Annotated in this window: 21 protein-coding genes; 12 read left to right on the top strand and 9 right to left on the bottom strand. The window is 41.3% G+C overall.

Going from position 1 to position 17,065, the window contains the following annotated elements:
• Positions 1-102 precede the first annotated feature (102 nt).
• Positions 103-276: a YlcI/YnfO family protein gene (locus LPW36_RS04795; protein WP_230608306.1), complete on the bottom strand. Its 174-nt coding sequence runs from the start codon at positions 274-276 to the stop codon at positions 103-105.
• Between the two features lie 192 nt (positions 277-468).
• Between LPW36_RS04795 and LPW36_RS04790 the strand changes: the two genes are divergently transcribed.
• From LPW36_RS04790 to LPW36_RS04765, 6 genes are read left to right on the top strand one after another with little or no spacing between them, the layout of a single operon-like run.
• Complete coding sequence (locus tag LPW36_RS04790) at positions 469-660, top strand: hypothetical protein (protein WP_230608305.1); 192 nt, start codon at positions 469-471, stop codon at positions 658-660.
• Positions 653-841, top strand: coding sequence for a hypothetical protein (locus LPW36_RS04785; protein ID WP_230608304.1), 189 nt, complete (start codon positions 653-655; stop codon positions 839-841). Before LPW36_RS04790 ends, LPW36_RS04785 begins: the two co-directional genes overlap by 8 nt.
• Entirely contained in the window at positions 834-1,118 is a 285-nt protein-coding gene (locus LPW36_RS04780; RefSeq protein WP_230608303.1) for a hypothetical protein, read from the top strand. The genes LPW36_RS04785 and LPW36_RS04780 overlap by 8 nt, the downstream gene beginning before the upstream one ends.
• Positions 1,108-1,293 carry a hypothetical protein gene (locus tag LPW36_RS04775; RefSeq protein WP_230608302.1) on the top strand — a complete coding sequence of 62 codons (186 nt, stop codon included), beginning with the start codon at positions 1,108-1,110 and terminating at the stop codon, positions 1,291-1,293. The genes LPW36_RS04780 and LPW36_RS04775 overlap by 11 nt, the downstream gene beginning before the upstream one ends.
• A gap of 50 nt (positions 1,294-1,343) precedes the next feature.
• Complete coding sequence (locus LPW36_RS04770) at positions 1,344-1,691, top strand: hypothetical protein (RefSeq protein ID WP_230608301.1); 348 nt, start codon at positions 1,344-1,346, stop codon at positions 1,689-1,691.
• Positions 1,684-4,416, top strand: coding sequence for a TOPRIM and DUF927 domain-containing protein (locus tag LPW36_RS04765; RefSeq protein ID WP_230608300.1), 2,733 nt, complete (start codon positions 1,684-1,686; stop codon positions 4,414-4,416). Before LPW36_RS04770 ends, LPW36_RS04765 begins: the two co-directional genes overlap by 8 nt.
• A 535-nt stretch (positions 4,417-4,951) precedes the next feature.
• Here the strand turns inward: LPW36_RS04765 and LPW36_RS04760 are convergent.
• Positions 4,952-5,260: a hypothetical protein gene (locus LPW36_RS04760; RefSeq protein WP_230608299.1), complete on the bottom strand. Its 309-nt coding sequence runs from the start codon at positions 5,258-5,260 to the stop codon at positions 4,952-4,954.
• A 76-nt stretch (positions 5,261-5,336) separates the two neighbouring features.
• Entirely contained in the window at positions 5,337-5,900 is a 564-nt protein-coding gene (locus tag LPW36_RS17835; RefSeq protein ID WP_338085963.1) for a BRO-N domain-containing protein, read from the bottom strand.
• Positions 5,901-6,536: 636 nt separating this feature from the next.
• On the opposite strand from LPW36_RS17835, the gene LPW36_RS04750 reads away from it, so the two are divergent.
• Together LPW36_RS04750 and LPW36_RS04745 are read left to right on the top strand one after the other, a co-directional pair.
• Positions 6,537-7,103, top strand: coding sequence for a hypothetical protein (locus tag LPW36_RS04750; RefSeq protein WP_230608298.1), 567 nt, complete (start codon positions 6,537-6,539; stop codon positions 7,101-7,103).
• A gap of 7 nt (positions 7,104-7,110) precedes the next feature.
• Positions 7,111-7,299, top strand: coding sequence for a hypothetical protein (locus LPW36_RS04745; RefSeq protein WP_230608297.1), 189 nt, complete (start codon positions 7,111-7,113; stop codon positions 7,297-7,299).
• Between the two features lie 124 nt (positions 7,300-7,423).
• On the opposite strand, the gene LPW36_RS04740 is transcribed toward LPW36_RS04745, so the two are convergent.
• The gene (locus LPW36_RS04740) at positions 7,424-7,900 is read right to left on the bottom strand and encodes a chondroitinase family protein (RefSeq protein WP_230608296.1); all 477 of its coding nucleotides are present in this window, start codon (positions 7,898-7,900) and stop codon (positions 7,424-7,426) included.
• 263 nt (positions 7,901-8,163) lie between these two features.
• Here LPW36_RS04740 and LPW36_RS04735 point away from each other — a divergent pair, with 263 nt between their 5' ends.
• From LPW36_RS04735 to LPW36_RS04720, 4 genes are all read left to right on the top strand, one after another.
• Entirely contained in the window at positions 8,164-9,378 is a 1,215-nt protein-coding gene (locus LPW36_RS04735) for an anaerobic sulfatase maturase (RefSeq protein WP_230608295.1), read from the top strand.
• 534 nt (positions 9,379-9,912) lie between these two features.
• Entirely contained in the window at positions 9,913-10,767 is an 855-nt protein-coding gene (locus LPW36_RS04730) for a tagatose bisphosphate family class II aldolase (protein WP_230608294.1), read from the top strand.
• Between the two features lie 103 nt (positions 10,768-10,870).
• A complete protein-coding gene (locus LPW36_RS04725) occupies positions 10,871-11,449 on the top strand; it encodes a DJ-1/PfpI family protein (RefSeq protein ID WP_230608293.1) in 579 nt (192 codons plus the stop codon).
• A 41-nt stretch (positions 11,450-11,490) separates the two neighbouring features.
• Complete coding sequence (locus tag LPW36_RS04720; RefSeq protein WP_230608292.1) at positions 11,491-12,390, top strand: polysaccharide lyase family 8 super-sandwich domain-containing protein; 900 nt, start codon at positions 11,491-11,493, stop codon at positions 12,388-12,390.
• A gap of 86 nt (positions 12,391-12,476) precedes the next feature.
• Here LPW36_RS04720 and LPW36_RS04715 read toward each other — a convergent pair whose 3' ends face one another.
• From LPW36_RS04715 to agaW, 5 genes are all read right to left on the bottom strand, one after another.
• Positions 12,477-13,547: a glycoside hydrolase family 88/105 protein gene (locus LPW36_RS04715; RefSeq protein WP_230608291.1), complete on the bottom strand. Its 1,071-nt coding sequence runs from the start codon at positions 13,545-13,547 to the stop codon at positions 12,477-12,479.
• A gap of 41 nt (positions 13,548-13,588) precedes the next feature.
• A complete protein-coding gene (gene nagA, locus LPW36_RS04710) occupies positions 13,589-14,779 on the bottom strand; it encodes an N-acetylglucosamine-6-phosphate deacetylase (protein ID WP_230608370.1) in 1,191 nt (396 codons plus the stop codon).
• 3 nt (positions 14,780-14,782) lie between these two features.
• Entirely contained in the window at positions 14,783-15,226 is a 444-nt protein-coding gene (agaF, locus tag LPW36_RS04705; RefSeq protein WP_230608290.1) for a PTS galactosamine/N-acetylgalactosamine transporter subunit IIA, read from the bottom strand.
• Positions 15,227-15,405: 179 nt separating this feature from the next.
• Positions 15,406-16,290: a PTS system mannose/fructose/sorbose family transporter subunit IID gene (locus LPW36_RS04700; RefSeq protein WP_230608289.1), complete on the bottom strand. Its 885-nt coding sequence runs from the start codon at positions 16,288-16,290 to the stop codon at positions 15,406-15,408.
• Positions 16,280-17,050 (bottom strand): PTS N-acetylgalactosamine transporter subunit IIC, encoded by a 771-nt coding sequence (gene agaW / locus LPW36_RS04695; protein ID WP_230608288.1) that lies wholly within the window; start codon positions 17,048-17,050, stop codon positions 16,280-16,282. Before agaW ends, LPW36_RS04700 begins: the two co-directional genes overlap by 11 nt.
• Positions 17,051-17,065: the final 15 nt, after the last annotated feature.

Here is a 17,065-nt window from a genome sequence, read left to right as displayed (position 1 = left end):
CACTACGCGAGAAACAATTGAATTTTCGGACACCTTAGGAGGTGGGTTTCTTGAGTCCATAAAAAAGGGTAACACTGTGAATATTACCCTTTTGGATGATGCTTATTCTTTAGGTTTTTTGCGTTGTCGGCGTTTAATTTCACCTTGCATTGCGGTGGTAATAAATTGTCCTGTACTTTCACCTTCTTCTTTCACCTGCTCCATACCTTCAACTATCTCATGTGGGATTCGTACTGATGTTTTTTGCGATTTATTATTTACGCTACCTGTTGCCATTACTAGACCTCTATTAAATAGGTGTCCGACATTATACATGAAAATAAATCAATTTAAAGTATTGAGGTGTCCACCACTTGGCGCTATAGTGTCCGTCACCAAGGTAATCTATGCTACCTTGAAAATAGCGAAACCCCGCAGTGCGTCAACACATACGGGGCTTCTAACCGCAACGTTAATGAGGCTAACGCTATGGCTGATATACAGCATACCCAAACTCAACCTAAATTTACATTCCTTATTGGTTCAGGCCGTCAACGCCTGTCTGACCTTCACCCACTTCAGATTATCTCTGTCACGGCTGCTAATGAGAAGGAAGCTCGTTCTCTGGCTGGATATCCTTCGCTGGTGTTTGTTTCTCGTCAGGAGGTTCGTCATGCATAACCTCATTGATAAGACTCCGCTAACATCTGAAGAGCTGGCCTCCCAGTGTGTAGCTCTGACTCACGCAGCATTGTTTACTGATGAAGTAGTAATCAGGGAAGCCCTTCTGTTCATTCTGCTGGAAAAGACCAGCGTACTTTATGAAATGTTGCCTGAGCCTGTAGAGGTGAATCATGCGTAACCTGCCAATCATCATCGATCAGGCTATTTCGACAACAGAAAAGCGTTGTATTAGTGATATGAGAGAATCGGAAAAAGTCACTTACTACGCTGAAACAGCAAATAAGTACGCCATCCAACTTCGGGAACTTTACCATGAACTACTTCATGCCCCCTTGCGCCGTGCTGATTTAGCAACTGCTGGGCGTATGTCTGGACTAATCACTGAGCTTAATACGATGACTAGTCTGGTAAAGAACAGGATTGAGAAGATTGAGGTGGTGAAAGATGAAAAATAGCACTTTGAGCATTACTGAAGTAGCTGTGCTTGCCGATGAGCTTCAGTCTTTATTAGGCGTTCTGTATGTGCATGATGACACAGAGCCGGACTTAAAAAACTGTATCGGTATTGCGTGGAATATCGGTTGTCGGGTTGCCACATGGCTGGAAGAGGAGGGCGCGAAAGGTGAATAATTATCACACTGAGTTAGTGTTTTTCAGCACCAGACTGGAGGTAATACACCATGCGTAATAATGAGTTAATTAAAGCGCAAGTTAAGCGCATGGCAAAGGCTATTTATCAGTATGAGGTTAGTAAAGGCAACAGTCTTGTTAATGTTCCAACCGGCAAAGATAAATTCGTTTGTATGGATATTGGAGACGGAGGACTGCCAGAGCTGGTTTATAGCTACCTAATTGAACCCATTTATCAGGAAGCTGAATTAGCGTCGGAATCTTGGGTAGCTGTCGCTATGCGTATGATATCCCTGTCCCTGAATGGCGGAAGTCTTTCTGATTTTGGTGTTAGTCTTTGGGGTGACATGCTTAATGATATTTCCGCGACTCTAATTCAGGGAGATATCCATGCGTAGTATTGACCTTATTCGCGAAGTAAGTACATCTGCTGCTGGGCGTTGGATATCTATTCTGGATGGGTTAGGTATTACTGTTCCTAATAGCGCAAGTACACACTCGGCTTGTCCGGCATGTGGTGGTAAAGACCGATTTCGGTTTGATGATAATGGGCGAGGTTCCCATATCTGTAATCAGTGTGGCGCGGGTGACGGTTTGGATTTGGTAGCCAAAGTATTCAATACGGATACTATTGAAGCGGCTAAATCCGTTGCTGATATATTGGGCATTGATTACCGGACATCTGAACAGGAGAAATCCACTAGTCAGACAATAAAGTCATCAAAAGCTGAATTGGAGCACCGCAAACAAGAGCAATCTGAATTAAACGCTAATGAGCAGACTAAAAGGCGAGAACGCTTTACAGCACGTTACAAAGAGCTGGAAGCGAAAACCGTTGAAGGAACATCGAACTACCTGACCAACAAGGGATTAACTGGCTTCACCATGCCATTGCTGTCTGACGGTGGTTTGCTCATTCCGCTGGTGGATGCGGGTGGTGTTGTCACTGGCGCACAAACTATTGCTCCTACGGGTGAAAAGCGGTTATTAGCCGACAGCATCAAGAAAGGCAGTTACTACCCCGTGAATGCGCCTGAGAGCGTTTTTACGGTGATTATTGCTGAGGGAGTCGCTACTGCCCTGTCTGTTCATCTGATACACCCTGATGCGCTTACTGTAGCGGCAATAGATGCGGGGAATCTGATATATGTTGCCAGAAACTTCCGCGACCAATACGCGCGAGCTAAAATTATCATTGCTGCTGATAATGATATTAAGCCCGACGAACCTAACACCGGTAAAGAGAAAGCAGAACAGGCGGCAAAATCCGTAGCTGGATGGGTAGCCTTGCCACCAACAGAGCATAAGGCCGACTGGGATGACTACCGGCAACAAAACGGCTTAGAGTGTGCTACAGATGCGTTTAATGCGTCCCTGTATCAATGTAACTCTGAATCACCAGCGGCAAAACCAATCCCGATTGTGGCTAAACGTGACCCATTAAAGCCCTATGCTGATATTCGTCATGGTGGTTTGTATTGGGTTGAACCAAAAACCGACAGAGATACCGGTGAGCCGATAGAGCGTGAAAGCTGGCTATGTGAACCGCTGACTATTGCGGGTATTGGTGAAGATGATAACGAGCGCTACCTGATTCTGAAATGGACACCTGAAGGTGGTCAGACGGAACGGACAGAAGCGCTCCCTATGCGTGATATTGGCGAGCGTGATGGATGGTCTAAATTGCGTGCTGGTGGTTTGTCTATCACTGCTAAAAACGGATTACGCGCTATTCTCGCTGATTATCTTCAGCGCAATGGTTCTCGTGATATGTGGGCAATTGTCAGTGCTACAGGCTGGCAGAGTGGCGCATACATTATGCCGGATGGTTCTGTTATTGGTTCACCGACTAAACCGGTGTTATTTCATGGGCGTTCTGCTGCCGCTAAAGGCTATGGGGTGAAAGGAACCGCAGATAGCTGGCAGGATAATGTTGCTCTATTGGCTAAGGGGAATCCTTCCATGATGTTAGGCATTGCCTGTGCGTTTGCTGCTCCATTAATTGGCCTTGTTGGTGCTGATGGATTCGGAGTTCACCTGTTCGGCGGCTCATCAGCAGGTAAGACAACTACCGGTAACGCAGCCACTAGCGTCTACGGTGAACCTGAAGGGTTAAAACTAACGTGGTATTCCACCGCATTAGGGCTGGTGAATGAGGCTGCTGCTCATAACGATGGTTTTATGCCGCTGGACGAAATCGGACAAGGGAGTAATCGCAAGGCCGTTGCTGATGCCGCTTATGCACTGTTTAACGGCGTGGGTAAGATTCAGGGGGCTAAAGAAGGTGGCAACCGTGATGTTAAGCGCTGGCGAGCTATGGCCTTCAGTACCGGTGAGATTGACCTTGAGAGCTATATCCGTGCTGATGGCGGTAAGGTTAATGCCGGTCAACTGGTCAGGCTGTTAAATGTCCCGATTACCAAGGCTACAGAATTTCACGGGTATGCTGACGGTAAGGCTCATGCTGATGCTATGCGGAACGCCTGTCAAAATCATTATGGTGCTGTAGGCCGTGAGTGGATAAAGTACCTTGCCAGCCAGAAAGAAGCAGCAGCCGAGGCAGTAAGAGCCGCAGAACGTCGGTGGTTATCACTATTGCCTGCGGAGGCCAGTGAACAGGTTCGTCGTGTATCGTCCCGTTTTGCTGTTCTGGAAGCCGCATTGATTTTATCCCGGCACCTAACTGGCTGGAATGAGCAGGAAATCCGTGATGCTCTACAGTACAGCTTTAATGCATGGGTAAATGAATTCGGTATGCAAAACCGAGAGTCCCGATTATGGATAGAGCAGGCTGAATCATTTTTACAGCGTTTTGGTTATAGTCGTTACTTGCCACATCCTAACCCTGATCCACGTGACTTGCCGATTAAAGACCTTGCCGGTTATCGGGTAAAGAACCGAATGAGTGAAGAGATTGTCTTTCATACATGGCCTGCCGTGTTCAAAGATGAGATTGCTTCAGGTGCTAACCATATCGCTTTTGCTCAGGTTTTAGCTGATGCAGGTATGCTGGACAAGCCTAAAAAAGGTATAGCCAAAAAGACGCTGGTGATTGATGGAAGTCAGCCACATTTTATTGTTCTGCGTTACCAGCCAGATACCGATGATGAGAGTGAAGAGTAACTGTGATGTAAATCACATGCACTTTTCTCACGTGCGAGAAAAACAGGTCGGTTTTTTATGTATGGTTATGTAAATATTTTTATTTATTAATATGTTATGATGATACAAAAAGTGCTAAAAAACCGACCTCAAACCGACTTTGCCCTTAAAAAACCGACCTTGTAACAAATCATTTTTTTCTGGCAGGATGAGAAAACCGACCTTAGAAAGAAAAAAACCGACCTTGAAATTACCAAAGTCGGTTTTTTTATTTCTTATAACTATATGATAAAAAAGAGACTTCACACAAAAAACCGAAAAACCGACCAAACCGACCTGTTTTTTCTTATATATGCAAAAAAGTGGAAAAATAATTATAAGTAAAGCTAATGATGCCTGTAATTAATAGGTAAGGAAGGACATATTAACATGCTTAATTTATTGATATACATTGGCAGTGAGACACCGGGCAGGCATCAATACCAACAAACCATAGTTTCTTATCATAGGCAACGTGATATGTCGGAAGTGAAGTAAAACCTACCTAATACAACGACTATTGAGACATTCTATTCATGGTGTTGTAATTATTAATTGCCTTCTCACAAAGAGCTGTAAACTCCGGAATGGTCATTCCAAGCCTAGCAACTTCAGTAGCGCCAAACCGGTTAATGAATTCATCACCACCGGGCATTTGTGTTGCCGTTTGGAAATCCGCCATTTGCTTATAGGCTGCGCACGTTCCTGCAAACCGAGCATTGACTATCGCGTCATTAAAAGCCTTCATATCTGATTCTTCCTGACTAGAATCAGCCAGAACACTGAAAGATACTAATAATAAAGAACTAACAATTAGTAATTTCATTCATCAAATCGCCAATATTTAATCAGTTCCAGTAGTTTAGCATCCATGCTAATCGTTAAATATCCCAAGTATAATATTATCTGGACAGTCGTTTATTCACGCTTTTCTCTAGCCGATTAATGAATATAAAGCTATCAGTAAAACGAGCCGATAACCGGCCTAGAATCGGCGACTCCATGAATCTGAGTGCAGGGCATAGTTGGTTCTGCCAAACATCGCTAATCGTGTTGAAGTGTTTAATAATCGTATGTAAGTTCTGTAGGTCTATCTCTTCCTGAGAAGGTTGGATTATTTTTTGTTGTACAGTTCCAATTTCCTTATCGAGAATATCCAATACCCACTTTCTGAATTCTTTTGCGACCGGCGTTCTGGCAAACATGGCGATGAGGTGAGCACCGCGAAGAGAGAATACCCTGACATCTTTGCTTGAGTTTCCACCACCAAAACCCTTGACCTTCAATTTGAGCGTCAAGGTCATATTGTCGTTAAATTCATCTGAATTGCGGTGATATAATTGCGTGATGGCATTAGTCGTTTCCATTCCAAGGGCTGACGCAATTTCGGTTCCCCGTAGCCAGATTTGTTGGTTATGGCAGGTTATAGTGAGTCTTGTACCATTGAAGAGCAGATCGTTACACATGATGCTTACCTCATTTTGATAGATGTATTACACCACCTTCTACGCAAATCTTAAGGCGCTGAAATGACGGGTCAGCAGTAGGTAGTTTCCACTGCTATTGAGAAACGGCGGGAACATGATTCGGTAACCTTATGACTGGTTAGGCATTGATAATTTTTAGTGCGCAAAAAGAAGTACGCAGAAAGGTACGCAGCGAAAGCAGAAGGTTGCTTATGTGTTCCATCTGTACAGTAAGGTAGCAATTTGAAGTAGTAGTAACCTGATAAAACCTGATATTCAAAACTACAAATGAAAGCAGAATTGGTATGTAAACCAACCCATAATCTATGTCACACCGAGTATGTAGGATATAAGACATTAATATATGGTTTTGTGGGGTAGAGCCCAATCAGAGTAGTTTTTATACACGTTGTAGGGAGTTTTCACATTGCGCACGAAATTATGTCCCCCCGAAAAAAAACGAAACCCGAAGAATTGCGCAAGCCGTCCTGCAAGCCGCAATACACAGGGTTTATTCAGATTGTCAGTGGTGCGCAATCACTATAAAAGACATATAATTTCGTATTCAATTTTTGCGCATAATGCGTAATAGTGCGTAAAAACGAAACCGATAACTGCGCAATCGGAGGTTATCAGATGCGAGAACAGACCCGGCAATACACAACTTCGTTGCCCCGTTTCAGGCTTTCACACCTGAAAACCATTAAGCAGATGTTTGAAAGTGGCTTACCAGCATTACAATGGGATACTAACGCAGGGAAAATCCTTCTCACAACCGAGAACGGCAATATTACGGCAACGATAGGCGGGCGAACGCTATCGCTAAGAACGACTATCACCCAAGCTGGTTATGGTTGGCGAGAATGGTATTTGTGCCCTCATTGCTCTTCCAGGGTGGCAGACCTCTTTGTTGGCAAGAAGGATATTGCCTGTCGTAAATGCTGGAAACTTCACTATGCCAGCCAGAGTGAAAACCAAATTGACCGGATGCGTCGAAATATTATCAAACAGCGGGTAGCTATATGGGGTGGCTATCCACCAGCAAGTAACCTTTTTGAACGGGTGACCTATTTTCCGAAACCTAAAGGTATGAGGTGGGAAACGTTTGAGCGGAAGCGAAATAAGTTAATACAGGATGAGGCTCACTACTGGCTGGCTTTCCTTCCGATAGTAGATAAAATTTGTGGTTCAATAACTCGGTAATAAATCTATGTTAGACCACCAAACAGTAGAGTTAACGTTAATTGAGGTAGCTAATCAGCAGGGTTTAACTTTGGATGGTAAAGACCTGTTAGATATTCGAACGAGAGTGGCAGCAACGCTGGCAGCTAAAGAACGTCATCGCCAAAGAATGAAAGCACCAGCCTACCAGTGGAAGAAACCAGATCCGCACAGATGAGAAAGCATGTTTTAGTTATATCAGGTTAGGAAAGATTTAGCTGATTGACTGCGAGTAAATATTAATCAAAAAATAGAGTCACAAAATCATTTGACGGTATATATGACGGTATGTTTTTGGTCGTTTACATAATCACTTGATCAAACAAAATTGTTCCAGTGATATCAGGAACTGAGATAGTTAAATACTGCATTCCCTCAACGGCTTTTCCTTCCATATCGCGAAAAGGTACTGCTATCCCTCGCCACCCCACAAAATTTAACTTAATATTAAAACTGCAATTAACAGACTCTTCCCGACCAAAATTGAATGTTATTTCTTCATTATTAGGTTCTGAGCAATAGATCCAAGTTAGAAATGTAAATGGAGTTATTGGATCATCGCTATCTAAAAAACCAATATCCTGACTAAAAATCAACCCTGCATACGGCTTAAAAGACCAGGCTAATGATTGTGTTCCGTCACGAGAATGTTCATTTGTTATAAATAAAGCAGAGTCATCTGTAGTCGTAATCGTCTCTGGTACGCCTTTCTCAAAAAAATACATATAACCACCAGGTTCCAGATTATCTATTAATCGTTCATTAATATCAGGCTGCATATGGGTTACCTTATTTAATTTAAGTGGATGATATATTTGTGTCTTCTATTGTCATGACTTCAAGATAAAAAAGATGAGTAACAATACTAATGCATGAAAATTTGACTCTGTTATGTTACGGCCAACCATAAAGAAGATATACGAAAGCAATTTTACATTACAAATGCTTTCTATTTGTGTGAATAAAGTCACCAAATGCTTTCATTGTATTTTGTATATTATGTTTATCGTTAAGTATTAAATGAGATAAATCGATTAACACTATGGCTAAATCCCACCTTCAACCGACTCAATTTCACATGATGGCAAAACCTGTTAGTTACCGCTGTAACTTAAAATGTGATTACTGTTTTTATTTAAGTAAAGAAGGCATGATGGCGGAGCACTCATCAGAACGGATGAGTGATAGCATGTTAAAACGTTATGTACGTGACTATATTAGTTCACAGGATACAAAAGAAATCGATTTTGCCTGGCAAGGCGGCGAACCGACCCTTGCCGGGCTGGATTTTTATCGACAAGTCGTTAAATATCAAAAGATGTTTGCTGAAGGAAAAAATATTTCTAATAGTTTTCAAACTAATGCTGTTGCCATTAATCGACAATGGGCAGAATTCTTTTATGAAAACAATTTTCTTATCGGTGTTTCCATTGATGGTATACCAGAAATCCACGATCGATATCGAGTATCAGTTAATGGTCAACCGACTTTTGAACGAATTAAACATAGCATTGACTTGTTGAAAGAATATCAAATCAATTTTAATACGTTAACAGTTGTTAACGATCGCAATTGGAATAAAGGGAAAGAAACCTATTTAGCGTTGAAAGCCCTTGGTTCTGAATTTATTCAATTTATCCCTATTGTTGAAATTGATGCTCAACAAGGAGAACGATACTCACCAGACAAAGATGCGCGTATGGCACCTTTTTCTGTTCCTGCCCATGGTTATGGTCAGTTTATGACAGATGTATTTAATGAGTGGATAAAAAAAGATGTTGGTAAAGTATTTGTGCGTATGTTTGATAGCTTGTTAGCAATGTGGTTAGGCTATCCCAGCCCCTTATGCATCCTTTCCAAAGAATGCGGCCAGGCATTAGTCATTGAAGCCAATGGCGATATTTATTCTTGTGATCATTATGTTTATCCTGCAAATAAATTAGGTAATATTGCGAAAACACAACTCAGTAAACTTGCCACCAGTAAACAACAACGTAGATTTGGTAATGCTAAATATGGCTGTCTTACTAATCTGTGTCACTGCTGTGAATTTCATGGACTCTGTTACGGTGGCTGCCCTAAACATCGGATATTAACAATCGAAGGAGAAAAACATAAACAAAACTATCTATGCTCTTCCTATAAACATATATTTGAGTACACAGCACCTGCTATGCATATGATGGTAGAAGAGATACAGCGAGGCGGTATTGCCGCTCATGCGGTTTCACGATTACTCAAGCTCTATTCTCATTGATGACCAATATATTTGGTCTGAAATATAAATAAGACAGAGTGGGTATTACAATCTCACTATTATAATTGATTCCCCTCAATCACTAATATTAAATCCATTCAATAGCAACATTCAGTTGTAAATAATTACAGTAGACCGATAAGTAACTTCTAATTAAATATATTTATATTTTGGGATTACAAAATAAAGCTTTGCAATACTCAAAGAGAATCGACGCATCGCTACGCATTCAGAAAACAGCAAGAATACTACCAGAGCATACTAAAGCTGGGAGCAATCAGATTATTTTTGAAGCGGTTGTCAGGTTAAGAGGTACACTCCACTCTCATCTTAAAATAAGCCGGTGTGATTATGTCATGAGAACCAACAACGACATACATATCATGGATAGAAACACACAAATAACTTTCAAATGATTTCGATTTACTTTCAATTGACTTCAAAAACCTCTAATTATGTGATCAAATTCTATTTATTTGGATTTTGTTTCGATTATTATTTCATTTGAAATAAAATAAAAGAAGAGGTTTTGCGATGTTCCTTGTATCTACCAAAGAAATGCTTTTACAAGCACAAGCGGGTAGCTATGCAGTCCCTGCGTTTAATATTCACAATCTTGAAACTATACAGGCAGTTGTTGAAACAGCCTCTGAAATGAATTCTCCCGTCATTTTAGCCGGAACGCCTGGAACATTTAGCTATGCAGGTACCGGATATCTAATCAGTATCTGTAATGAAGCTGCCCGACACTACAAAAGCACAATAGCCTTACATCTGGATCACCATGAATCGTTTAATGACATCCGTAATAAAGTGGAAGCAGGTATCAAATCTGCGATGATCGATGCTTCACATTTAAGCTTTGAAAAGAATATCGCTTTAGTAAAAGAAGTCGTGCAATGCTGCCATCGTTGGGATTGTTCCGTCGAAGCCGAATTGGGAATATTAAGTGGTCAGGAAGATGACTTAATTGTGAAAAGTAAAGATGCTTTATATACTGACCCGGAAGCTGCCGTACAGTTTATTCAAGCGACCAATATAGATTCTCTGGCGATTGCAATTGGCACTGCCCACGGAATCTATACAGAAAAACCACAGTTAGATTTTAAGCGGTTAGATGCTATTCGCAGCAAAACCGATACACCTTTGGTTTTACATGGGGCATCAGACCTACCTGATGCTGATGTTCGTCGCTGTATCCAATTAGGTATTACTAAGGTTAATGTTGCAACCGAATTAAAAATAGCCTTTTCTGACGCCGTGAAAAAATATTTTAATGCGCATCCTGAAGCTAACGATCCACGCCATTATATCATCCCGGGAAAAGAAGCAATGAAACGAATCATTCAAAATAAAATACGACTCTGTGGTAGTGAAGGCAGATTGTAATAGGATTTTTAATGATGTCTTTACTAATCTGGTTTCATTACGTAGTTATTTATTAAAACCTATCCTATATAGGGTAGTACAATCATAACAAGTGAATTAATTTATGAAAAAACGAGTTGCTGTACTATTAGCTGATGGCTTTGAAGAAGGTGAGGCTATTATATTTATTGACATCATGCGACGTTTAGATATTTATGTAGATGTACTCTCCTGCATGGATACAACTATATTAACAACCTATTTTGGTACCCATATATCCGCCGACGATACTTTAATAAATAAAGCTCATCTGATCTACGATGCAGTCATGATGCCCGGAGGACCAAAAGGAACAGACAATCTATCAGCCAATTCTGATGTTATTACATTTATCAAAAAACATATCGCTACTGGAAAATACATTTGCGCACTCTGTTCTTCCAGTGCCAAAGTTTTAGCTGCACATGGCCTACTGGAGGGGCGTAATTATACAACAGGAGGTGGCCTGGAGAATAAATTTCAGGATGGTAATTTTATTGATAAGAAAGTGGTTGTTGATAATAATTTCATCAGTGGAAAAGGACTGGGAGTGAGCTTCGAATTTGCTTTTACAGTTGCTAAGCATTTATTAGCCGATGACCAAGATAAAGTTAACAGGCAAGTTGACCATATCTATTTCGAGCATTGGCCGCTTTCAAATTAATATCAAAAAGTACGTGGTACTAAAACGGGTGTACTTACAGTATGTTGGCTGTAAAATTACATGGTCATGCTAAGTATGAACAGCAAAATTTCTATGCCTGTAAATCATATTTTATTTTTGATAACAGGGTCGTCGCATTGGGGACTGGGATATCTAATGATGATTCTGAACATGAGACTGCAACTACTTTATTTCAGCATACAGTTCCTGATAGTGAAGTAGTTGAGGTTAATGGTGAACAGATAAACCAAACGGGTACAGATGTGTCATTTAAAGAAGCTACCACTTTTATGGACCCTGCGGGAAATCGTTACTTTATACCTGATGGATATAACATCCGTTTTCTTTATGATGAACAAGAGTCAAATAGCCAGTCTGATGCTGCTCCAACGAAGGGAATATTTGCAACTGCATTAATAGAACACGGCATATCCCCTCAAAACCAATCTTATGAATATGCTATTGTCATAGAGGCTGGCGATAGCAATATACCAGAATATACAGTTGTGCAGGCAGATACAAATTCGCATATTGTGTTAGATAATGCGACGGGAAAAGAAGGTTATGCTTTTTTCGAGCCTGTTGAAGGATTAGAACATACCCTGATTATTGCAAGTGATTCTCCTTGTATGGCTTTGGCTCACAAAGCTAGCATGACAAAAGCTTATTTAAGTATTGTTAATCCAGATTTAGCCTTGTATGCAGGGCAAGATTCTGACCAAATTGATGAGAATGGGCAACAAGTTGAAGTGAGTATTTATAGCCGACCATGGCGCTATAATTTATCAATGGAGCAAACGGTTAGTATTATTGTAGCAGGCAACTGGCAACTGGATGGTGACTATTTGGATGTTACTGTTGAAAGTGACGGTGTAAATACACAACTTACAGTGACTACTATTGATGCGAAACCAGTGTTAATCACTCTTGTTTCGATGTAATTGTAATAGACTTTCTTTATGACCAGTCCTGGCATAAAAGTGTCAACATATGCCAGGACTAGTCAGAGTAGCAGAAATAAAAAGAATTATTTTGTCAAAGCTATCATTTCAGTGGCTGCCAGAAGAAAGGCGCCTGCGCCATAATCCATATTATGATCAAAACTGACATCCCGAGGATTAAAAGCTGGGAGCTGTACCCAGCCAAGCATACCATTGTCATGAATAGCGGTTTGCAGTGCGGCCCAGGCTTTTTCAATAATGGGTAGATAAACTTCCTTATCCAGCTCTTCATGATGGACTCCCCATGCTAATCCGTAGCAAAACAGCGCTGTAGCGCTACTTTCTGGTGCGGAAAAACTTTTTGGATCAAGTAAACTGGAACGCCAAAAACCATCTGGCTGTTGATATTTTATGATTTCTGAAGCTAATGTTTTAAACATAGTTAAATAGCGTGAACGGTCTGCAAACGTTTCTGGCATATGGTTCAATATTCGGGGAATAGCTGCCAGAACCCAGCCAATGCCGCGACTCCAAAATACTTTTTGTCCGTTAGCTTCCCTCAATTCACTGCCTTGGTTGTTTGGAATATAACGATAATCTCGATAAAAGAGATTTGTTTCGGGATCTTGTAGGTGCTCTACTGAATCCCACCAGGCGGTATTCATATAATTAAGATAGCGTTTATCCCCTGTTTCTTGCGACAGCGCAGCAAAGACAGGTGGAGCCATAAATAGAGAATCACACCACCACCAATCTTTTCTCCCTGCTTCGGGATTATCAAGCATAATATTTAATGCTGCTATTGTTGGTTCTAATGCTTCAGGGTGACCAATCAAAGGATACACATCCAGATAAGATTGGCAGCACACAATGTCATCAGCGAAGCGCGGCGTTGGGCCAGTTCTGAATCCAGTATGTAGAGTGTAATTCATAGCCCCTTGTAGGTAATCATTATCACCCGTTGCTTTCCAGGCTGTAGTAACGGTTGCCCAGAAAACACCACGCTCCCAATCAGTATCTTTAATAAACCGGGTTTTTCCTGTACGTCGAATAACGCTACGAGTTTGGTTGGCGGCTTGCCAGCGATATACTCGCTTCATCGTATCAAGAATCTGTTGCTTATCAGCAGAAAGGTGGAGCAGATTAATAGTTGCCATTATTCAATTCTCATAATTATTCATTTTTTTAGAATTTCACGCTATATCAAAATGTTCTGGTAGATACAGGTATGTCTGTTAACGTTATTGGTAAAAACCCATTCACCTTTGATTATTGTGTCTTGAATGTGCAAATTGTCATCCATCACAGTTAAGCTGGCGTCCATTCCTGCTTGAATACTGCCAAGTCGATGACTTAAGTTCAGATAATGAGCGGGTACAAAAGTGGCCATTTGCACTGCCTCCCAGAGAGGGACGCCTGCAAATTGCACCATGTTACGAATGGCAAGGTCCATACTACATGTGCTACCTGCCAGTGAGCCTTCAACAGTACGAGCCTGACCATTAATGACATTGACAGTTTGTATACCTAGCTGATACTTACCATCGCTTAGACCGCCAGCACGCATACAATCTGTAATAAGTGCAATTCCTTGATAGCCTGCCATACGGTAAGATAGTTGCATCATGGCAGGATGAACATGGACTCCATCAGCAATTAGTTCTGCCAGCATATTGTGATAAAGAATGGCACCACAACAACCAGGTTCACGATGATGCAAACCACGCATCCCATTGAATAGATGCACACCACAATCAGCACCATGCTGGAAAGCTTCGGTGACTTTCTCAAACGAAGCATCGGTGTGAGCTACTGATGTCTTTATCTTATGTTCAGCCAACCAATCGAATGCTTTCATTGCACCTTCAATCTCGGGTGCTATTGCAACTCTTAAAAGCGTATTTGCTGCGTGGTCTAAGATGTCTTCTAAATGATCAATTGATGGTGATATTAGATAGTTTGTTGGGTGGGAACCTCGATGAGCTTCAGAAAAATAGGGGCCTTCCAGAAAGCTACCTAGCAGTTCTGCTCCTATTTGTTGTGGCATTTCAATAAATTCACGGATGTTTTTTAAAGCGCACAAAATATCATTCATTGGAGCAGTAACAGTAGTACCAACCCAGGCAACGACCCCGGTTTCTGGCAATGCAGAAGCGATAGTTTGCAATGCTTTTATGGTTCCATCCATAACATCTGAGCCTGCCCGACCATGCATATGTAAATCGATAAAACCAGGCATTAATATGCTATGTTCAAGCCGGATAACTTCACAATTAGTGGGAATATTTTGGCTGACATGCTCAATTTTTCCATCAGCAATGGTTACAACACTTTTTTCTACAATACCCTGAGGAGTAAGAACACGATCGGCAAATAGTGCATAGCGCATCATTTATAATCCGTTTTTATTACCGGTTTCATGCTCAGCCTGGAGAGCTGCTTCAAATTGTTTACGCATGTCCTGTAAAGAGAATGCTCCAATTTCCAGTAGAGCTTCAACCAACTCACTCAATGAACATTCTTCACGTTCAAAGGCTGCATTAGTGATCATGGGGAGATTAACACCACTAAGTAGCTCCGTTTTCGGGGTGTCCATTATGATATTCAAGGCTCGGTTAGCGGGAGAACCCCCTGGAATATCAGTCAGGAATAAAACACCATCACCGCTATCTACTTCTGCTACGGCTTGACGTAAAAGGATTTCTAATTGGTCCGTAGATAATGTTTCTGTGAAATCGATGAATACCATTTGTTTTTGCTCACCAGCGATAGCTTGCATTGCTGATTGCATACCTGAAGCGAAGTGAATATGTCCCGAAACAACAATACCAATCATGAAAGTGACTCCTGTAGTAAGTGAGAAATTTTTCTACTTAATTTGTCATATTTACTATATTGAGAATTATCGTGGCGTTAGTTTTTTTGAACTCGAATCGCTGATATTAATCAGTGATTCGAGTTCCCTGCCTGGTAACCTTAATGTAACTTCAAATTATTTTGAGACAGTTAAATGAGTTAAAGAAGACCTAATAGATGACCGATAACACCAGAAGCCAATGTGGTGAATATTAAAACCGGAGGTTTTGCCCAGAATCCCGTGCCTCTCACCATTTTGAGCATCAAAAACACCAGAGCGAGTGGTAAAAGGTTAGGCATGATTTTGTCAAATAAGGCACTTTGCAGTTCGACAGTTTTACCTCCTAATTCCAACGAAGCTGTAGTTTGTACTTTAATGAAGGTGGCCGATAGTGCTCCTATGACAAAGATTCCCATAATATTTGCAGCCTTGGCTAATTTCTCTGTGGCATCACTCATACTGACCATAGCAGCAGTACCAGCCTTGTAGCCCATAAAAATTAGGCCAAAATAGACAAAGAAATGAACTAACTGGTATAAAATAAAAAAAACAAATGGGCCGGCAATTGAACCTTCCATAGCGATTGATGCACCTAATGCCAGAGTTAAAGGCATTAATGTCATATGATCTATCGCATCGCCGATACCACCTGTTGGCCCCATACCTGCTACTTTCATGACGTTTACAGTAGATGGTTTTTCTTTATTTTCCTCCATGGCAATAGCTGTACCAAGTAGGAACGTAAACAGTTTCGGGCTGGCATTAAAAAACTGCAGATGGTTTTTTAATGACGTGGCGAGGTCACGCTTATTATTTCCATGGATCTTTTTTAGTGCAGGAATGATAGAATAAGCAAACCCTCCTGCCTGCATGCGTTCAAAGTTAAAGTTACCTTCCATAAACAAACCACGAATAGAGCACTTCCAAAGATCGCGTTTCGTGATGATTTTACGGGGTGTGGTATCTTCATAGGCATCAATGTTATCAATCAGGTTTTCAGATGCCTTTGTGGTTGAAGTGTCCTTTGTGATATCAGATGCCATCTTCAAATTCCTCTTTTTGTTTGTTGTTACTATTATTACTATCAGTGCCGAAAAAGAAGTACAGTGCGGCAATAGAGGCTCCAATAATAGCGACAGCCATAATTGGAAGTTTCAGGTATGTTGTTGTGACGAAACCTATGAAGAACACTCCGGCAACTTCTTTTGACCACATTATTTTTAGTAACATAGCAAAGCCAATTGCAGGAACCATTTTTGCCCCTATGCCAAGACCTTCGAGTAGGGCTTTCGGCGCATTTTGGTCTATCCATGCAGAAGCATGCTCACCAAAGTAGACAGTAATAAAGGCAACTAAAGCGTACAGCAATGCCCGGAGACTAATTGTCGTAATGAGTAGTCGGTCGATTCCTTCTGGGTTGCCTTGTTCAGCATATTTGTCTGCAATGCCCATAGTAAAAGAGGTTAACGCAAAGAAACCAATAACTAACATTTGCATCAGTACGGCAATAGGCATACCAATACCCATTGCCACAGAAGGTGATTGGCCCGTCATGATAGCAAAGGAAACCGCGGCAATAGTCCCCAGTGTCACATCAGGTGGTTGAGCGCCAGCATTTGGCACCAGGCCTAACCAGGCTAATTCGAGTGTTGCTCCGGCGATTAAACCAGTTTGCATATCACCCATAATTAATCCGACAACTGGACCAGTAATAAGTGGACGATGAATGTTTAATGCCACATCGTATTTATCGATGCCGCAAAAGAAAGCCCAAATAGCGACCATCAAAGCTTCAAATAACATATATATTCCTTTTAG

The sequence above is a fragment of the Limnobaculum eriocheiris genome (assembly GCF_021010575.1).
In the GTDB taxonomy this organism is placed as follows: Bacteria; Pseudomonadota; Gammaproteobacteria; order Enterobacterales; family Enterobacteriaceae; genus Limnobaculum; species Limnobaculum eriocheiris.
This window is presented reverse-complemented; position numbering and strand designations above follow the sequence as displayed.